This is a genomic window from Pontibacter rufus (assembly GCF_015694705.1).
GTDB classification, from domain to species: Bacteria; Bacteroidota; Bacteroidia; order Cytophagales; family Hymenobacteraceae; genus Pontibacter; species Pontibacter rufus.
The window spans coordinates 120,621-136,824 of the sequence record NZ_JADQDR010000006.1 but is presented as its reverse complement, the minus strand read 5'-3'; the positions used below and the strand labels follow the sequence as shown (position 1 = coordinate 136,824).

Sequence of the window (16,204 nt, the reverse complement as noted above, 5' to 3'; positions counted from 1 at the left end):
GTTTAGCCACTAATCCGCTTATTTTAAGTAGTAGAAGTATGTCATTATTTATACTTCCACGCTCCAGCGTAATTGCTCTAACTCAATTCAAACTGCAGTTTCAGGAGATTCGCGTAAATGCCGTTCTCATTATTGGATAAATCGTCGTGCGAGCCTTCTTCTACAATCTCGCCGCCATCTATCACCAGGATCTTATCTACCTTGCGGATGGTGGCCAGGCGGTGCGCGATCACAATGGTGGTGCGGTTTTTCATCAGCTCGTCCATGGCCTGCTGCACCAACTGCTCCGATTCTGAGTCGAGGGCGCTGGTAGCTTCATCCAGCACAAGTATAACCGGGTTCTTCAATATGGCCCGCGCAATAGCCACGCGCTGGCGCTGCCCACCCGATAGTTTTACACCGCGCTCGCCTACCAGCGTGTCTAAGCCTTCCGGAAAGGTTTTGATAAAGTTCCAGGCGTTTGCTTTCTGAGCAGCGGCAATTATTTCGTCTTCCGTGGCTTCCGGTTTACCGTAGGCAATGTTGTCGCGGATGGTGCCGCCAAAGAGCAGCACTTCCTGGGGCACAATGCCGATGTTGGCGCGCAGCGTCGTCAGGTTCATTTCGCGGATATCTTTGCCGTCCACGCTTATACTTCCGGCCGCTACGTCATAAAAGCGCATCAGCAGCTGCACAATCGTGGATTTTCCGGCGCCACTGGGGCCCACGAGGGCAATCTTCTCGCCGGCTCTGATGCCAAAGCTCATGTCGCGCAGCACCGGAATATCGGGGCGGGTAGGGTAGGCGAAAGCGACATGGCTGTAGGTGATATCGCCCCTGAGTTTAGGAACCTCGTTTAGGGCGCGCAGGCTCTTATCCGTTGGCTCCTCCTGCTCGTTGAGTATCTCCAGAATGCGTTCCGTAGCGCCCAATGCGGACTGCACTTTGCCATACAGTTCGCCCAGACCACCCACCGAAGCGCCGATAAACACGGTATAAATGATAAATGAAATCAGTTCGCCAATCTTAATATCGCCCTGCTGCACCAGCGTGGAGCCGTACCAAATCACCAGAATAATGCCGCCAAACAAACCAACAATGATAAAGGTAATGAACGCTCCGCGGTAATAGGCGGCAGATAAGGCGGTTTTCACGGCTTTGTTCAGGGAGGATTTGTAGCGGCCCACCTCAAACATTTCGTTGGTATAAGCCTTCACCGTGTTGATGGCCTGCATCGTTTCCTCCACAATCACGTTGGTATTGGCCAGTTCGTCCTGCGTCCGTTTAGACAGCCCTTTTATCTTGCGGCCAAACACAAAGGCCAGCGCCACCAGCACCGGAAAGGTAGCCAGCATAAACAGCGACAGCTTGATGGACGTCCACATGATGATAACGACACCAACCAGCAGCGTCGTAATTTGCCGGAACAGCTCGGCCAGCGTTATTGAGAAGGTGTCCTGCACCTGCGCCACGTCGGTGGTAATGCGGCTGGTAATTTCGCCCACACGCCGCTTCTCGTAAAACGGAATCGGCAGCATTACAAACTTGCTGTAGAGGTCGCGGCGAATGTCGGCGATGGCATTTTCGCTGACCTGCGCAAAAAAGTATACCCTGAAAAAGGAGAAGATGCCCTGCAGCAGAATGACCACGAAAAGGCCCAGCGAAATCATGTTGATGTCTTTCAGGAACCAATCGGCATTGCCCGTAGAGGAATCGACCAACTTGCCTACCAGGTACGGGAACACCATGAACGTGGTGCTGGAGAGCACCAGGAATCCCAGGCCGACAATGAATTTATACTTGTAGGGTACTACGTAGTTAAAGATTTGAAGCCCGCGTTGGAGGCTCTCTTTGCTGATGCGCTTTTTGCCTTCTTTCTCCTGCTCGCCGTTTAACCCGATTCCGCGTTTTGCCATTTAGTTATGAAACTCTGCTTATACTATGTTTAAGCTGCGGTTGGCCTGAAAATGCCTCCGCGGCGGCGGGATTGCTGTGCATGCAACAGGTAAGTTGCGCCAATAATGCCACAGCCCCGCAAAATCTCACAAAGGTAAGCATTAAAGTGGAGTTTGGTGAAAGAAGCGCTTATATGAAATTTGTTTAAATAAAGCAGGGGAGGGGTTTGTAGTATAGTACTGAAATACGCGAAATCTTTTTATACTTGTAGCGGTTTGTACATAAAGTGCGCGAGCCATCAGCCGAAGCTTTGCTTATGTGTCGTATTAGCGGCTTTTGCTCTTCATTCTTGTCAAGTACTGATACAATGCGCTGAACTGAGCAGTAGTTACAGAATGCTTGTCTCCTCTAAAGCCTAAATCAAGCGTAATCTCTGCGTATACCCATTCAGAGTCAGCTACAGGTGGCAGCGGTATCTCATTAGGCGAAACATTTGCTGAGTGCTTTAACTTCATGTAACTTGAAGCAATAGAGTAAAGAGAATCTAAGTGCGCTTTATCCAATTCAACTACTGCCGTGTCGGGCTTAGGAGGCTCTTCTATCTTTTCTTGGCTGGCGTACCTGATATAGTATAAATGATTTTCCTTAAAAGCCTCATTTGGGTTCAATCCTGAGTTTCTGAGAACAAACTTTTCTGTTACACCTACTGGGGAGAAGTACCTCGTGAACTCAAAATCAAAGTCATAAAACTTGTGTTCCTCTGTATTACCTTCTTCTAAACCATCTGAAGCAATATGTTTAGTTTCAGGCTGGCAGGAAAGCAGCAACAGAAGTATTACAACTTTGTATCTTCTCATAATTCACAATTACTACTAACTGGCTGGAGGATGAAAATGCAAGTATAAATCCGTAGCAATAACCTTAATATAACTCGCGCAGCAGCACCGGCTCACCGATAGAGGGCACTTTGAGGCCCTGTAGCATACCGGCAGCGGCAATCTGTTCCAGCAGGCGCACCGGTTCGCTGGCCGGCTCATCCGACAGGTCGAAGGTGCCGTAGTGCATTGGGATAAAGGTGCCGCCCTGCAAAAGGTTGTAAGCGCGCACCGCCTCATGCGGATTTACGTGACTTTTGGCCATCATAAAAGCAGGTTTGTAAGCACCAACGGGCATAATGCAAACATCCATCGGCCCAAACAACTCCTGGATTTCCTCAAAATGGCCCGACATGGCCGTGTCTCCGGCGAAGTATATAGTCAGCTCGGGCGTTTTAAGGAGAAAGCTGCCCCACAGCACTTTGTTCATGTCATTCAGGCCGCGGCGGTGCCAGTGCGAAGCCGGCAGGTAGTATACTTCCACATTATCAGGCACCAGGCCATACTGCTGGTACCAGCCGGCCTCTTGGTAAGGTAAATGCGGATTTATACTTCGCAGCAGCTCCCCGGCACGCAACGGTACCAGGGCCTTTAGCTGCGGATTGTTCTGGAAAACAGTACGGATGGAGTCTTTGTCAAGATGGTCGCGGTGGCCGTGCGATAGCAGCAGGAAATCAACAGGCCGCAATTGCTCCGGCGCACAAGGAAGCCTGGTGCGGCGCTTCAGCATTGGCAGGTCGTAAAAAACGGGGTCAATGAGAAACGTAAGCCCCTGTAGCCTGATGAAAAAACTGGCATGCCCCAACCATACCACCATGTCCTCCTGCGAGTTCATAAAATCACAGCCGGGCTGCACAGGTGGCGTGTAGTTGTCCCGCTTTTTCTCTTCGGCCTGCGGATTTTTGCTTAGTTTCCAGCGCAGCACATTGCTGAAATCAGGTTTAAAAACGCCATTGGTGTTGGCGAAGCGGCCATCTACTGTTTTGTTGCCTCTGTAGCCTGGTTTTATCGTTTTAAGGCGTTCGTTTCTGATGTGGCGGATATGTTTATTTTCTTGTGACAAGGTCTGTTTTGAGTTGCTGTTGTTTCTTTAACCGCTTAACGCTGGATTAGGTTGAGGTAGTGCCGGGGTTCTGAAAAGATAAGAAGCAGAAATTGTCTGAATCGGGATTTACAGGATTTTTAGGATAAACAGGATGTTGAAGTATAAATTTAAAGGCTGTATAGCAGGCAAGACACACAATATGGCGTCTCTACAATAAAGCCATCCTGATAATCCTTTTATCCTGAAAATCATGATTCAGACAAATTGCTTTGTAGCAGGCCAGACAATTGCAGGAACTGCGCACAGTGCAAGGTTTGAGCTATACTTATACATAATCTGACCGGGTAAGTATAAAAAATGCTTCTCCGTTTAAAGAGAAGCATTTTTAGTGAAAGTCTATGTCTTGTTTAGTACCCGAAACCGCCCGGCCCGAAGCTGCTGTAGCCCGGATTATAGTATGGACTGGCAAAAGGCGAGGCGCCGTCAGTATAGCGGATACCGCCTGTTACTGATAGATTCTCGGTGATTTTGTAGGTTGCCTTAAAGTCGGCGCCCATGCGGCCGGGACTGTAAAGGTTATAGCTGTTTTGCGGCATATTGGAGAAATCGCGCCAGATGTTGCCGCTCAGTATAAGCCGGTTGCTGGCCAAGTAGTCTACGCCAGCGCTCATGATATAATGGCTGCCGCCACTGTTGCGGTATACTACGGTATTGCCCTCCGATGAAGTTAGAGAAGTATTATAGGGCATCACATTTACGTAAGTCAGGCTGGCATTTACCCGGAAGCGGTTGCTTACCTGGTAGCGTACCGAGGGCTCCAGGTAAGTGGCGCCACCAAAGCCGTTGCTAAAGCTGGCGCCTGCAGATAAACCGTAGCTGAGTTTCGGGCCTTGCCAGGCGGGTTTTGGCTTTACGGCTTCGATAGCAGTAGGAGCGGAGTCAACAACCGGCGCTAAAGTGGCAGCAGGCACCGGAGCAGCATCCAGCACAGGTTTGCCCGTTGTTTGCGCTATCGCCTGCCCTGAGCAAAGCAGGCAGACAGCAAGTATAAATTTAGGTATGTTTCTCACGTATGAAAGGTCTGAAGTATAAATCCTTATACCAAGTTACGGCTATTGTTGTTTAAAAGCAAGTATAGCCGTAACGCCGGAAGTATAGCATTGTTGTAATCAATCAGCCGGACAGAATAACATGGGCAGCGCCCGAACACCGCTTTACCTGCTGCTGGCTTACCGTTAGATTTTTATTTCATGAACTTTTGACCTGGCTTATATTTTTAAGTTATCAGGGTTTTGGTAGGTATTCCAGAAGCGCACTAATATTATTTCTTCTTTCTTAAGGGTATAATACAGCGTTACCTGTTTTCTGATAACTGCCCTTCTGACGTTTGGGTAAGAACTTAAAGGATATAATTCCGGCTGTAGTTTTAGAACATCCAGCACAGCTTCCACTTCTTCTATAAAAGTAATAGCTACCTGCTCCGGCCATTCCAAGAGCAGGTAATCAATGGTTTGGTAATAATCAGTAACGGCATCGTCTGACCATATAATTTGCTTCATGCTTACCGGAAAAGCTGCGGGTACTTTTCTCTCGTTAACCGGATAACTTCCTCCTGAGATTTAACCTTACCGGCTTTTATAGACTGTAGGCCCTGGCTGATAGCTTCTGTTTCCGCCGGGCTTAGTGTTTCCTGTACTGTTTCCTCGCTGGTGCGCTTCAAGGCCCGGAACCGGCTAATTACCTGGCTGTCGTTAATACCGGCCAGCCATTGGATTAAGGCTAGCTTTTCGGCTTGTATATCCATAACTCTTATTGCTGTTTCTACCATAAAGATAACGTATTTTATAGTTTCTTGTAGTAACCTTACAATAACATTTTAGCCCATCGGATGATACTTAGCAACTATGACCTTTAGTTCTGCCAGTCCCGTCTGCCTGTATTTTCACGTGATGCCGGGACTGCAATAGCTAATCTGCTCAGTACCCGGCCATACTCCAGCGCCTGAGCGAACTTGACAAGATAACAAAAGCCACATCCTGCACGTGCTCGTTACTTCCCTGACCAAAAAGAAGTTCAGGGACTTCTTCCAGAAGAACGTCGCCGCCCTGTAAAACAAAGAAGCCCGGCTCATTGACCGGGCTTCTTTTATCTAAAAACTCTACTTGCAACTCCTGCGGTCCGTCTATAACATGCCGCAACATGCACCACTTCTGGTCAGCTATCTAACAAAAGCACGGGCTGCAAGGCATTTACCACCACCCTTTGGCAATACTAAAGCTTGTAAACCATAAACTAAAAAAAACAAAAAAGGTAACTAAAAGATAAATCGTGAGGAAGAAAGAGTTTCCTTTATCTTTATATTTCTTGTCTAGCTTCTTTAACAGCTCTTGGTAGTGATTACCTTTAATAAGGTATGATTTAATCGTACTATAGAACAAGTAATAAATGACAATGGCTATAATACCTGTAAATAGTCTATTGAGCGAACTATTAAGGTAGAACTCTCTGATCTTGAACTCAAACAGGTGTTGTATTAAGATCAATAACACAGCAAAAATTGTAAGAGCTTTCATTGCTATAAATCCGGCTATATTCTCAATATAAAGGCCTTTCTTTCTACCCATATTGAATACACGCCAATTAATATAAAATAATAAGTCAAGCATAAACTAAGTTAATCAATAATATTTTCCTCCAATGATTTACCAGTCATTACGAAAGAACCAAACTGAGCAGCACCATAAACAAAGCCAATTGGAGCAAATACAGGTGCAGTTACAGGATTAATTGATAAGCCATATATTACTGTTGAAACAGCAAAATTCGTGTGTTTTCCAGTTGTTGCTTTATCAAAGTCTCCCACATATTGAAGAGTTGAAGCAATTTGTCCTGCGGCTCCCAACCGCGTTCCCAATTTAGTTGAAGCTCTAGCTATTCTCTTAAATCCTTGATAAAGCTGCCCTGATTTAAGTCCAATTAATCCACCTTTAGATTCTTTCGCTATTTCATATGTTAATTTCCTAAGAGTTTCTTTAGGTATCAGCTTATCTATATATTCTACTGTTCCTAAACTCGTGGCTATACCTCCACCGATGCCATTAACAATAATATCTTCTGTACTTGGACTTTCTTTCCCTCCTTGTTGTGGCTGGCTGGCCTGCTGCGTGTCCCCTCCACCAGGGGTTATCTCTACTTCATTTAGCCCAATAACATCACTATCAGTGTCGAAAGACTTCCAATTCTGAGAGTTCATGTTGTTAACACTGACAGTATCCATCCCAAATGGATCCGTGAAGCGGAGCGGATTATTCAGCGTGTAGTTGTAGGGCGTAAGGTCATGATGCATATCCGCCAGCGGGTCCGCCACGTGCCACCTTCCCAGCTGGGCATCGTACATCCGGGCCCCGTAGTCACTCCAGTTGAGCCCCAGCTCTGATTGCTTCTCTTTTCCGTTGTACTGGAATAACTAATCTACTTTGCTTTGGAGCCCAGCCATGCCTGGCGGTATTGCTGCATTTCGGGCGTTAGCTGCTTACCAATGGCCTCATAAGGAACTACTTCCAGCAAAGGCACTTCATCCAGCGTAATAGTGGTTGTGCGGGGCTGGCCGAGGCGCCTGAATGTAACAGGAACCGTATCGCCGGGCTTGTGCTGGCGAAGTGCTTTCTGCAGGGCTTTTTCGGAGCGGATTTTGCGGCCATCCAGCGTAAGTATAATGTCGGTGCGGTCGAGGCCGGCTTTGTAGGCGGCAGACGTTACCAAAGTGCCGGCCGTAATCTCAGTGCCATCCCTGGTAATGTTTAAAGCGGATGTGCCCAGAGAGGGTGTTCCCGGCTGTGCTTTGCGGAGTTCTAAACCGGCTCTGGCCAGTAGCGGCCCATAATCCGGCAGGTCTGTTCCGTTGATGGTATGCTGAAAGAAGCTGGCAGCGAAGGCTTTGTCGCCACTTACTTCGGCCAGCGTTTCTTCCAAATCACTTAAAGTATACGGCTTTTCGGGTTTGCCATACTTGCGCCACAGGGCCTGCATGTAGTCATCCAGCGTTTTGTCGTATTGCTGACGCAGGGTCATGTCCAGGGCGAGGCCCGTTATGCTGCCGTAGATGTAGTAGGAAATAAACGTATTCTGGCGGTTTACGGGATCTACAGAGCGGGCGGCGTCCACGTAGGGCGCCTGCCGGCTCATCTCTACCAAGGTATGGTATTGGCGGCCCGGCGACAGCAACACGTAATTCAGGTCGCCGGCCACACCTTCGGCATATTCCTTTGTGTTAAAAATACCGGTGCGCGCCATCATCAAATCGCCGAAATAATTGGTAAAGCCCTCTGCCAGCCACAGTGATTCCGATATATTTGCCTCTTGAAAATTAAAAGGCTCCAGGCTTTTCGGGCGGATGCGCTCCACGTTCCACGAATGGAAATACTCATGCGCCACCGTGTTCAGCAGCCTGTCCATAGAGGTATCCAGCGGACGCGGGCTCGGAATCATGGTCGAGTTGCGGTGCTCCATGCCATCGCTTATCGCCTGCGGCATGTAGCAGGCAATAAAAGTATAACGCCCGAAATCATAATCCGGCAGCTCGCCGAACACCGCGCGTTCTTCGGCTACAATTTTCTTTACCTGCGCCACATACTGGTTAAACAGCTCTTTGGAGCCCAGATGGTGCATCGCCACCTGTATGGTTTTCGTTTCGCCGTTCTCCTGTACCGTCCATTCTGCCAGGTCAAAGTCGCTGATTTCGGTGGGGCTGTCCATCAGGTACTGGAAGTTGGGCGCAAAGTATGAGTTACCTTGCTCCGGCTTCAGTTGAGTAGCCACTTTCCAGTTTTTGCCCTGCGGGATGTTAAAAGTTACGTAAGCCGGAGATTCCTCAAAGCCTTTGGCATACATCAGCGTGGCGGGCATGTTCAGGTGCGCATGTGTTTCGTCGATACCGGCGTAGGTGCCATCAGCATGATCGCCAAACAAAGTATAGCTGATCGTTATGGTACCATGGTGGCCACTGATGTCCCACTCATTGATGCCTGGACGGGAGATTGGCAATTCGCGGCCCTGTGCATCGGTGGCTTTCACGCTATACACGTTTTTGGCGAACTCATGTAGCGCATAGCGACCCGGCGAACTGCGGGCCATCAGCACCTTTAATGTATCGGTTTTTACATCAGAAAAAGTTGCCTGAATCTCTGCCTCATGATGCACCAGGTTGGGAAAAGAGAGCTTGTAATCCACTTGCTGCTGCGCCAGCAAAGGTTGTGTTGCCAGGCCAAACATGAGCGCACACAGGCTGAATATTTTATGGTTCATTAAAGTTTGCGGGATGTTGAAGTATAAACTTCTAAATGTAGGAATTGCAAAGTTGGGGAGCAAAATTGTTTCTTAAATCGGGACGCAGAACAATTAAACAACTATACTTTCTGTTTCACAAACACTTTTCCCTGTATCATCCCGCTGTAAAAAGATTTGCTGAACGCTTCGCGCAGGTTCAGTTCATCAAAATGCAATCCATAGTCTGGCAACTTCCGTGCTTTAATACCGCTTACAGTTCCAAAAAAAGCATACATGCCAAACACCAGCAGGCGCTGCCACCACGTTGCGGGCTGCTGCACCGGCCAGAAATCAGCAAAAAGCCAGTGCCCGCCGGGCGCCAGCGCGGCATCCAGCCGCTGCATGAGCCGGCGCAGGCGCTGCGGCGGAAAAAGATCCAGCAGGAAAGGCGTAAAAACCACGTCAAACTGCTCGTGCGGCAGCAGGGCCTGCTCGGTGCCCAGTCGGAAACGTACGCTGCTGTTGTGTGGGAATTTATACTTCGCGAAGCGCTGCTCAGCCAGTTGCAGCATAGCGGGGGCGGCATCCAGGTATAAAATATCGAATTGCTTTTGGGTGCCCAGCAACTGCTCCAGTATCCAGCCGCTGCCTCCGCCAATGACCAGCACCTTTGCCTGCCGGGGCAGAAAAGGCAGCAAGACCAGCTGAGCCTGCTCCTGGGCATCGCCATACACCAGCCGGGCCAGGCGGTCGTAAAAGAGGGCTACTCTGTGAAAGCCACTGTCAGGTAAATCGGGCAAAGGTATACTTGGTGAATGCAAGCGTAAAGGTATAAATCAGCGGCTGTAATGTTGATCGAGCACGCCGTGCAGCTTCTGAAAGATATACTCTGTCAGTTCCTTCCGGCGGCTTTCGGTGTTGCCGTCAAATACCTCCCGGAATTCTTCAACCTTGCCGTCATACAGCATCGACACAAACATGGTGCCCACCGGCTTTTGCGGGGTTTCGGAGCCGCCTTCACCTGCCAGCCCCGTAGTAGCGACACTTATTTCGGCGCCAAGCAACTTCTGCAGGCCCATTACCATTTCGTTCGTTACCTGCTGCGATTCGGCGGTATACAGGTCCAGCGTTTCCTGTTTTACGCCCAGCATTTTTTTCTTCGCCTCTGGCTGGTATACCACGGCGCTTCCAATCAATACATCGCTGCTGCCTTTGCCTTTCACAAATTCGGATGCTACCATGCCGGCGGTGCAGCTTTCAGCAAAAGCCACGGTCAGGCCTTTGTCTTTGAGGGCTATTATTAATTGCGTAAGTTCATTCTGGTTCATAGGTGTGTTGTTGAGGGTGCCTGAACAGTGCCTGTTTTACTCATTTTGCCCATCACAGGTTTTGCCCCAGCGGATAGTTTTCCAGTACAGTGTATACCGGGTGCGGCGAGGCCAGCTCCGATTGCCAGAGCGCAACGGAATCAACCGTTAGCTGCAGGGGCTGGCTGGCATACACCGGCGGCAGGCCCGTGGGTTTGGGTGCATTTTTGCGGAAGCGGGCCAGCGTGACGTGCGGAATTACCTTCTGCTCCCGGACAGGCACCGGCGAAAATGCCTGTGTCAGCTGCCGGCTGAGTTGTTCAAAAGGAAGGCTGGGCTTAAAACGCGCCCACACCAGCCGCGGCGATTTTGGCTTTGGCCCTGTTTCTACGCAATCGAAATCCAAAGTAAAAGGCGGCTCCTGCTGTGCTGCCTGCCGGATCTGTTGCTGTATGCCGGGCAGCTGCGCCAGCGGCACATTGCCCATAAAGTATAAGGTTAAATGCAGGTTTTGCCCGGGCAGAAAGCGGATGTCCGGATGTTCAAAAGGAAGCAACAATTGCTGCAGTTGTGCCTTAAGCGAAGCGGGCAGGCTGGCTGCTACAAATAACCTAATGTCGTTTTTCATAGTTTTATAGTTCTATAAGGGTTACGCCGGGATGCTGGGGCTTTATGTACAGAACAGCAGCTGGTTATTAAATACAACGGAGAGATGATTCGAAGTTTTTATAAAAAGATGGCAGCGGAGTTTACGCTCTTTACTGTAGAGCTGCTTTTCGTGCTGGGGGTATCACTGGCTTGTGTTGTCGGGTTTTTATACATTGGCGCTGAAATTCTGCAGGGCGACCAGCTGGGTATAGATAAAAAAGCTTTTGCTTTTGCCCACCGGATTGTGAGCCCTGCCATGAATGCCTTTATCGAGAGTGTTACGTTTTTTGCGTCGCAGCAGTTTATAACGCCGGCTGCGCTGCTGCTGATAGCCTACTTCCTGTTTATACGCAAACACCGGTGGCATTCTATCCGGGTGCCGGTGGTGGCGCTGGGCAGCATCAGCCTTAACCTCGTGCTCAAACACCTGTTCGACCGGCCCCGGCCCCTGATGCCGCTGGTGCATGCCTCCGGCCTTAGCTTCCCGAGCGGACATTCCATGATAGCCGCTTCCTTTTATGGGCTGATTATCTACCTCGTCTGGAAAAATGTGAAGCGCCCTGCACTGCGGAATATGCTGGTGTTGCTGCTGGCACTGTTTATTTTGCTTATCGGGTTCAGCCGCATTTACCTGCGGGTGCACTATGCTACCGATGTTTTGGCAGGTTTCTCAGCTGGTTTTCTGTGGGTTATCATCAGCCTTAAGCTGCTCCGCAGCCTTGAAAAGTTCTCGAAGAAAGAAATTACGCCGGTGCTGATGGAGGAGGAGGATAAAAAAACATGAAAATTTTGCGGAGCAGCTATTGCAGTTTTAAAACTGTCTGCTACCTTTGCAATCCCAACCCAGTAACAGTACAGGGATGGAATATTGAAATATAATGTCAGCATTCGCGCACGTGGCGAAACTGGTAGACGTGCAGGTCTCAGAAGCCTGTGCCTTCGGGTGTGGGAGTTCGAATCTCCCCGTGCGCACATTAGGTTAAAAGCCAGTCTCCGGACTGGCTTTTTTGTTTTATACCTGCCGGATTTTCTTCCTCATGAGGCGTACAGACCAAGTATAAAAAATTTCCGGGCGCTGGTATTTTTCCGTGATTTGCCATGAGGCCCGCACGCTGATTTGGCGCATCTGCAGGGTATAGATTGCAGAAGTATAAGTTATTGGTGAAAACACGCCCTGGCCGCAAGTATGGCTGCCGTTAAAAGCTTTCTACAAAGTATGAGTCTTCGCTCCTATACAGCACATCAGGAAAACAGGTCGAAAATATTGCCCAACTGGCTGCTGCTGGCGCGGTACATTTCGGTGTAAGTGCAGTTAAGGCAGGTAACCGTTGTGAACTTCTTGTTCTGCACATCAAATATTTTAGACAGGAAGCCGCCTGTGGCTCTGAACTGGTCAACATCAGCCTGGTTGTGGCCACATTTGGGGCAGGTATAATGTAGTTGTCGCATGGTCGGGTTTATGCTGATAGCCTTACGGGTAAAGGGTTATTCAGACGGAATATAGCAAATTCTGGGTATATCGCAAAAAATTATACGGCTGTAAAAATCCAGATTGTATGGAAGCAGGGGAGGTGTGCTCAAAAAAAGGTGTTTCAGTGATCTGAAAACGCGGAATAGTTTTAAATTTAGGCTTCAAAGCTTTATATACTACTGATACCTTTGCCTGCCGCCATGTCTCCATCTTCTGACAAAATATTTTCCTGCCTGGTACTTCTATTATTGGCCTTCCCTGCTTTTGCACGGCAGCAGCCATATGATGTAGCGGCCGTGCGCCGGAAACTGGAACAGGAGCGGGAGAAAGTAAAACAGGCAACAGGTATAAACGCTGCCGAAAGAGCCGGCCGGATGCTGGAGCTGGGGCTCTGGCAGGAGGCGGCGCAGGTGCTGCAAACGGCAAAGCCAGGCGCACAGGTTAAACTGGCCAAAGCAAAGCTATTTATACTTCAGAATGAATTTGCGCAGGCAGACGAACTGGTGCAAGCCGTTCTGAAAGAAAACCCGAAGCAGCGGGAGGCACTGCTGCTGCAAAGCAAGCTGCAGGTACAAGCCTGGGAACTGCCTGAGGCCATGGCTACGGCCCGGCAGGTATGGCAGGCAAATCCGGGAGACGAGGAGGCAGCTTTGGCTATCGGGCGCATCCTGATGCTGCAGAAAAATTATGACGAGGCGCTGGAATGGGCCGGAAAAGTGGCGCAGCAAAACCCGGATAACGCCGCGGCCTACTTGCTTGAATCGGATGTATACTTCTGGAACCAGGAGCCGGAACTGGCAGAAGCGCCGCTCATCAAAAGCCTTACGCTCAATCCTTTTGATGCGGATGCCCGCTTTAACTATGGATATGCCATCTGGCGCCGCGTTGATGCCACACAGCTTAACGACATGGCCGCGCAATGGGAACTGGCGCTGGCCCTGAACCCGCTGCACTACGTGACGCACTGGCACTGGGGCAACGGCCACACCAATCTCACCTACGCCGATTATGCCCGGCCTGAAGATGAGCAGGTACGCAAGGCACTCGAAACGGCAGACAAACTCATCTCCCGCAACAAAATACCGGAGGCGCTGGAAGCGGCAGCTATGGTGCAGCAACTATACTCGGCGTCGGTGTTGCCGGCCATGCTGCGCGGCTCTGCCTACTACATGGCTTTCGATATGGACCGCCGCACACGCCTCGACTCGGCACAGGCTATTTTCCAGCAAGTCCTCCAAAAGAAAAAACATTACGGTCCGGCCCACAATGCACTGGCCGCCGTCATCAAACAGAAACAGCTCACTTACCTGCACAACTACGATTCGCTGCGGCAGGTAGTGCAGCAAACGGTAATCGGAGACCCGTTGAACTTTGCCAAGGTGTTTCCGGATGTGGCGTATTATCCCGGCGATGAGGTGCAGAAGATGGTGTGGTCGCAGCTGTATGCGAGCATCGTTTACTTTCCTTTTTTATCGAGGCAAAGCGAGACGTTCGTCATTCCGCCGCTGCATCACGATTTAGCCATAGCCATGCACTCGCCATACTTCAGGCAGGCCACCACTTTCGACAACCGCCAGTGGATGGACATCCGCGGTGTGGGAAGCGGGGCGGCGGCCATCGAGTATGTGGTGCGCGGCTCCTATTTAGAGCGCAACGTGGTGCTGCACGAGTACACGCACCTGTATCACCAGATGGTGTTTACGGATGCTGAGAAGCGGGAAGTGCGCCGGCTATACTTCAATGCAATGAAAGAGGGCCGCACCCTCGACTACTACTCGGCCAACAACGAGCACGAGTACCTGGCCCAGACCTACCCGGCCTATTTTGAGCCGGTGAAAGTGCATCCGCTCAACCATAAATCCATCAACACCACCGCCGATTTAAAAGCCAGAGATCCGGAGCTGTATACTTTCCTGGACCAGCTGGTGAAGCGGCAGCGGGCTTACCTGGCCGGCAACAAACAGGCAATGGCCGGCAACTGGGCACAGGTATACCTGAACCTGGTTGAACGCGCGCAGCAGAGCGGAGATTTAGATAAAGCCGCCGCCCTGCTCGATACTGCCCTGACCTGGGATGCGCAATACCAGCCGGCTATACTTGCCTATGCCGGCGTGAAACAGCAGCAAAAGAATTATGTAGCAGCGCAGGAATGGCTGCAGAAGGCTAAAAGTATAAATCAGGGCTATGCCCCGCTTTACGTGGCGGAAGCGGAACTGAAAGAAGCGCAGAAGCGGGACGGCAGATTAAAAGCGGATGAGGCGCTTGAGGCACAGGTACAACTTTACCGCAAGGCGCTGGCGCTGGAAGATGATTTATTGTTGCGGGCCACCGTCAACCAACAGTTCCGGGAACTTTACGCCAGCTACGACATGGCGCCCGAAGCGATGGCAGTGGCGGAGGAATACCTGCGGGATGCACCTGTTGTTTCTACCTACCTGCGCGATCGCCGTGACGAGGCGCAGGCCTTTGCTGCTTTGATGCAGGCAACTGTTTACGGCGATACAAGCGCAGCACAACCTATAGCCAGGCTGGTAGCCCTGAAACCGCAGGATTATGAGCTACGGCGACAGTATGCGGATGCACTGGCGGCCTTGGGCAGGTATGAGGCAGCTTACGCCACCTTGGCGGATGCGCAGCGTGTTTTATCTGCCGCAGGTGCACCGCGTGCGGATTATGTGCTGCGTATGGCGGGCTACAAACTGGCGCAGGGCGACAAAGCGGGTGCAGGCAAAGATTTGCAACCGCTGCCGGAAGGCAAGGCAATATTGCGTGGAGAAGCATACCGGCTGGCAGGTTTATATGCTGATTTGGGAGAAACGGCAAAGGCCGCAGCAATTTTAAACAGGCAGCCAGAACCTGTTACCGTAGCCGACGCGCGCGACCTGAAGATGGCACGGGCAAAGCTTTGGACGGCACAGGGAAAATTAAGAAAGGCGCAGCGGGTTTATGAGCAACTGCTGCAGCAAAATCCGCAGAACCGCGAGGCAAGGCGGCAACTGGTACAACTCCTGCAGCAACGCGGAAAGCTAAAGCAGGCCGGCAGCGTGGAACGTGAAGGAGTGCAGCCACAGCCATCTTATCCTCGCTAAACCAAATACAACCCCAATTTTAATCTAATCAAAACAACTGTACATGAAACTACCTTTACTCCTGAAACTATGGCTGGTGCTGCTGATCTTTGGCTTCCCGGCTTGCCGCAATACCCCGGCCGCCAACGAGGGGGCTGCGGCTATTGCCAGTCCTGCTGCTACCGGCAACCCTACTGTCGTTTACGTGGTGCGCCATGCTGAGAAAGATATCTCTGACCCAGACAACCAGGACCCGGGACTAACGGCACTGGGAGAGGCCAGGGCAGAAGCATTGCGGGAAAAACTGGAGGGGCAACCTGTTGCAGCCTTGTATGCTACAAAATACCTCCGCACCATAAATACGCTCAAGCCTCTGGCTATGGCGCATCACCTGGAAATTATACCCTATGCCGCAAATAATTTCGGAGGGCTAAAACAGCAGATACTACAAAATTACAGCGGCAAAACAGTAGTGGTAGCGGCCCATTCTAATACGCTTTTGCCAGTCATACAAGCCTTCGGAGCTGAAACCGACATTGCGTTTATCACAGAGCAGCAGTATGATTATTTGTTTAAAATAACGGTGGCACCGGAGGGAACAAGTACGGTGGAGACGGGGCACTACGGAGCGGAAAGCTAAAAGGCAAATA

At 50.3% G+C, this 16,204-nt stretch carries 15 protein-coding genes, 1 tRNA gene and 1 pseudogene; 4 read left to right on the top strand and 13 right to left on the bottom strand.

Features of this window, described 5'->3' with window-relative positions; translation table 11 throughout:
- Positions 1-77: 77 nt before the first annotated feature.
- The 12 genes and pseudogenes from I2I11_RS11680 to thpR all read right to left on the bottom strand — a co-directional run bounded on the left by I2I11_RS11680 (position 78) and on the right by thpR (position 10,995).
- Positions 78-1,895, bottom strand: a complete 1,818-nt coding sequence (locus I2I11_RS11680; protein ID WP_196267888.1) for an ABC transporter ATP-binding protein — start codon at positions 1,893-1,895, stop codon at positions 78-80.
- A gap of 306 nt (positions 1,896-2,201) precedes the next feature.
- Positions 2,202-2,732: a hypothetical protein gene (locus I2I11_RS11675; RefSeq protein WP_196267887.1), complete on the bottom strand. Its 531-nt coding sequence runs from the start codon at positions 2,730-2,732 to the stop codon at positions 2,202-2,204.
- 64 nt (positions 2,733-2,796) lie between these two features.
- Positions 2,797-3,813: an MBL fold metallo-hydrolase gene (locus tag I2I11_RS11670; RefSeq protein ID WP_196267886.1), complete on the bottom strand. Its 1,017-nt coding sequence runs from the start codon at positions 3,811-3,813 to the stop codon at positions 2,797-2,799.
- Between the two features lie 389 nt (positions 3,814-4,202).
- Positions 4,203-4,865 (bottom strand): porin family protein, encoded by a 663-nt coding sequence (locus I2I11_RS11665; RefSeq protein WP_370582970.1) that lies wholly within the window; start codon positions 4,863-4,865, stop codon positions 4,203-4,205.
- Between the two features lie 198 nt (positions 4,866-5,063).
- Positions 5,064-5,354: a type II toxin-antitoxin system RelE/ParE family toxin gene (locus I2I11_RS11660; protein ID WP_196267885.1), complete on the bottom strand. Its 291-nt coding sequence runs from the start codon at positions 5,352-5,354 to the stop codon at positions 5,064-5,066.
- A 2-nt stretch (positions 5,355-5,356) separates the two neighbouring features.
- On the bottom strand, positions 5,357-5,599 hold the full coding sequence (locus I2I11_RS11655) for a hypothetical protein (protein WP_196267884.1): 243 nt from the start codon (positions 5,597-5,599) through the stop codon (positions 5,357-5,359).
- Between the two features lie 870 nt (positions 5,600-6,469).
- Positions 6,470-7,048, bottom strand: a complete 579-nt coding sequence (locus I2I11_RS11650) for a hypothetical protein (protein ID WP_230680125.1) — start codon at positions 7,046-7,048, stop codon at positions 6,470-6,472.
- Between the two features lie 33 nt (positions 7,049-7,081).
- Positions 7,082-7,246, bottom strand: a pseudogene (locus tag I2I11_RS21570) (RHS repeat-associated core domain-containing protein); the annotation flags it as partial.
- 20 nt (positions 7,247-7,266) lie between these two features.
- Positions 7,267-9,099 (bottom strand): M61 family metallopeptidase, encoded by a 1,833-nt coding sequence (locus I2I11_RS11645; RefSeq protein ID WP_196267883.1) that lies wholly within the window; start codon positions 9,097-9,099, stop codon positions 7,267-7,269.
- Between the two features lie 101 nt (positions 9,100-9,200).
- On the bottom strand, positions 9,201-9,860 hold the full coding sequence (locus tag I2I11_RS11640) for a class I SAM-dependent methyltransferase (protein WP_196267882.1): 660 nt from the start codon (positions 9,858-9,860) through the stop codon (positions 9,201-9,203).
- A gap of 36 nt (positions 9,861-9,896) precedes the next feature.
- Entirely contained in the window at positions 9,897-10,388 is a 492-nt protein-coding gene (locus tag I2I11_RS11635; RefSeq protein WP_196267881.1) for a CinA family protein, read from the bottom strand.
- Between the two features lie 52 nt (positions 10,389-10,440).
- Complete coding sequence (gene thpR / locus I2I11_RS11630) at positions 10,441-10,995, bottom strand: RNA 2',3'-cyclic phosphodiesterase (protein WP_196267880.1); 555 nt, start codon at positions 10,993-10,995, stop codon at positions 10,441-10,443.
- 84 nt (positions 10,996-11,079) lie between these two features.
- Here thpR and I2I11_RS11625 point away from each other — a divergent pair, with 84 nt between their 5' ends.
- Together I2I11_RS11625 and I2I11_RS11620 are read left to right on the top strand one after the other, a co-directional pair.
- The gene (locus tag I2I11_RS11625) at positions 11,080-11,799 is read left to right on the top strand and encodes a phosphatase PAP2 family protein (RefSeq protein ID WP_196267879.1); all 720 of its coding nucleotides are present in this window, start codon (positions 11,080-11,082) and stop codon (positions 11,797-11,799) included.
- A gap of 106 nt (positions 11,800-11,905) precedes the next feature.
- A tRNA-Leu gene (locus I2I11_RS11620) sits at positions 11,906-11,987 on the top strand.
- A gap of 270 nt (positions 11,988-12,257) precedes the next feature.
- Here I2I11_RS11620 and I2I11_RS11615 read toward each other — a convergent pair.
- Positions 12,258-12,464: a zinc ribbon domain-containing protein gene (locus I2I11_RS11615; RefSeq protein WP_196267878.1), complete on the bottom strand. Its 207-nt coding sequence runs from the start codon at positions 12,462-12,464 to the stop codon at positions 12,258-12,260.
- Positions 12,465-12,686: 222 nt separating this feature from the next.
- Here I2I11_RS11615 and I2I11_RS11610 point away from each other — a divergent pair, with 222 nt between their 5' ends.
- Both I2I11_RS11610 and I2I11_RS11605 read left to right on the top strand, forming a co-directional pair.
- Entirely contained in the window at positions 12,687-15,575 is a 2,889-nt protein-coding gene (locus I2I11_RS11610; RefSeq protein ID WP_196267877.1) for a tetratricopeptide repeat protein, read from the top strand.
- A gap of 43 nt (positions 15,576-15,618) precedes the next feature.
- Positions 15,619-16,194, top strand: coding sequence for a histidine phosphatase family protein (locus tag I2I11_RS11605; RefSeq protein WP_196267876.1), 576 nt, complete (start codon positions 15,619-15,621; stop codon positions 16,192-16,194).
- Positions 16,195-16,204 lie beyond the last annotated feature (10 nt).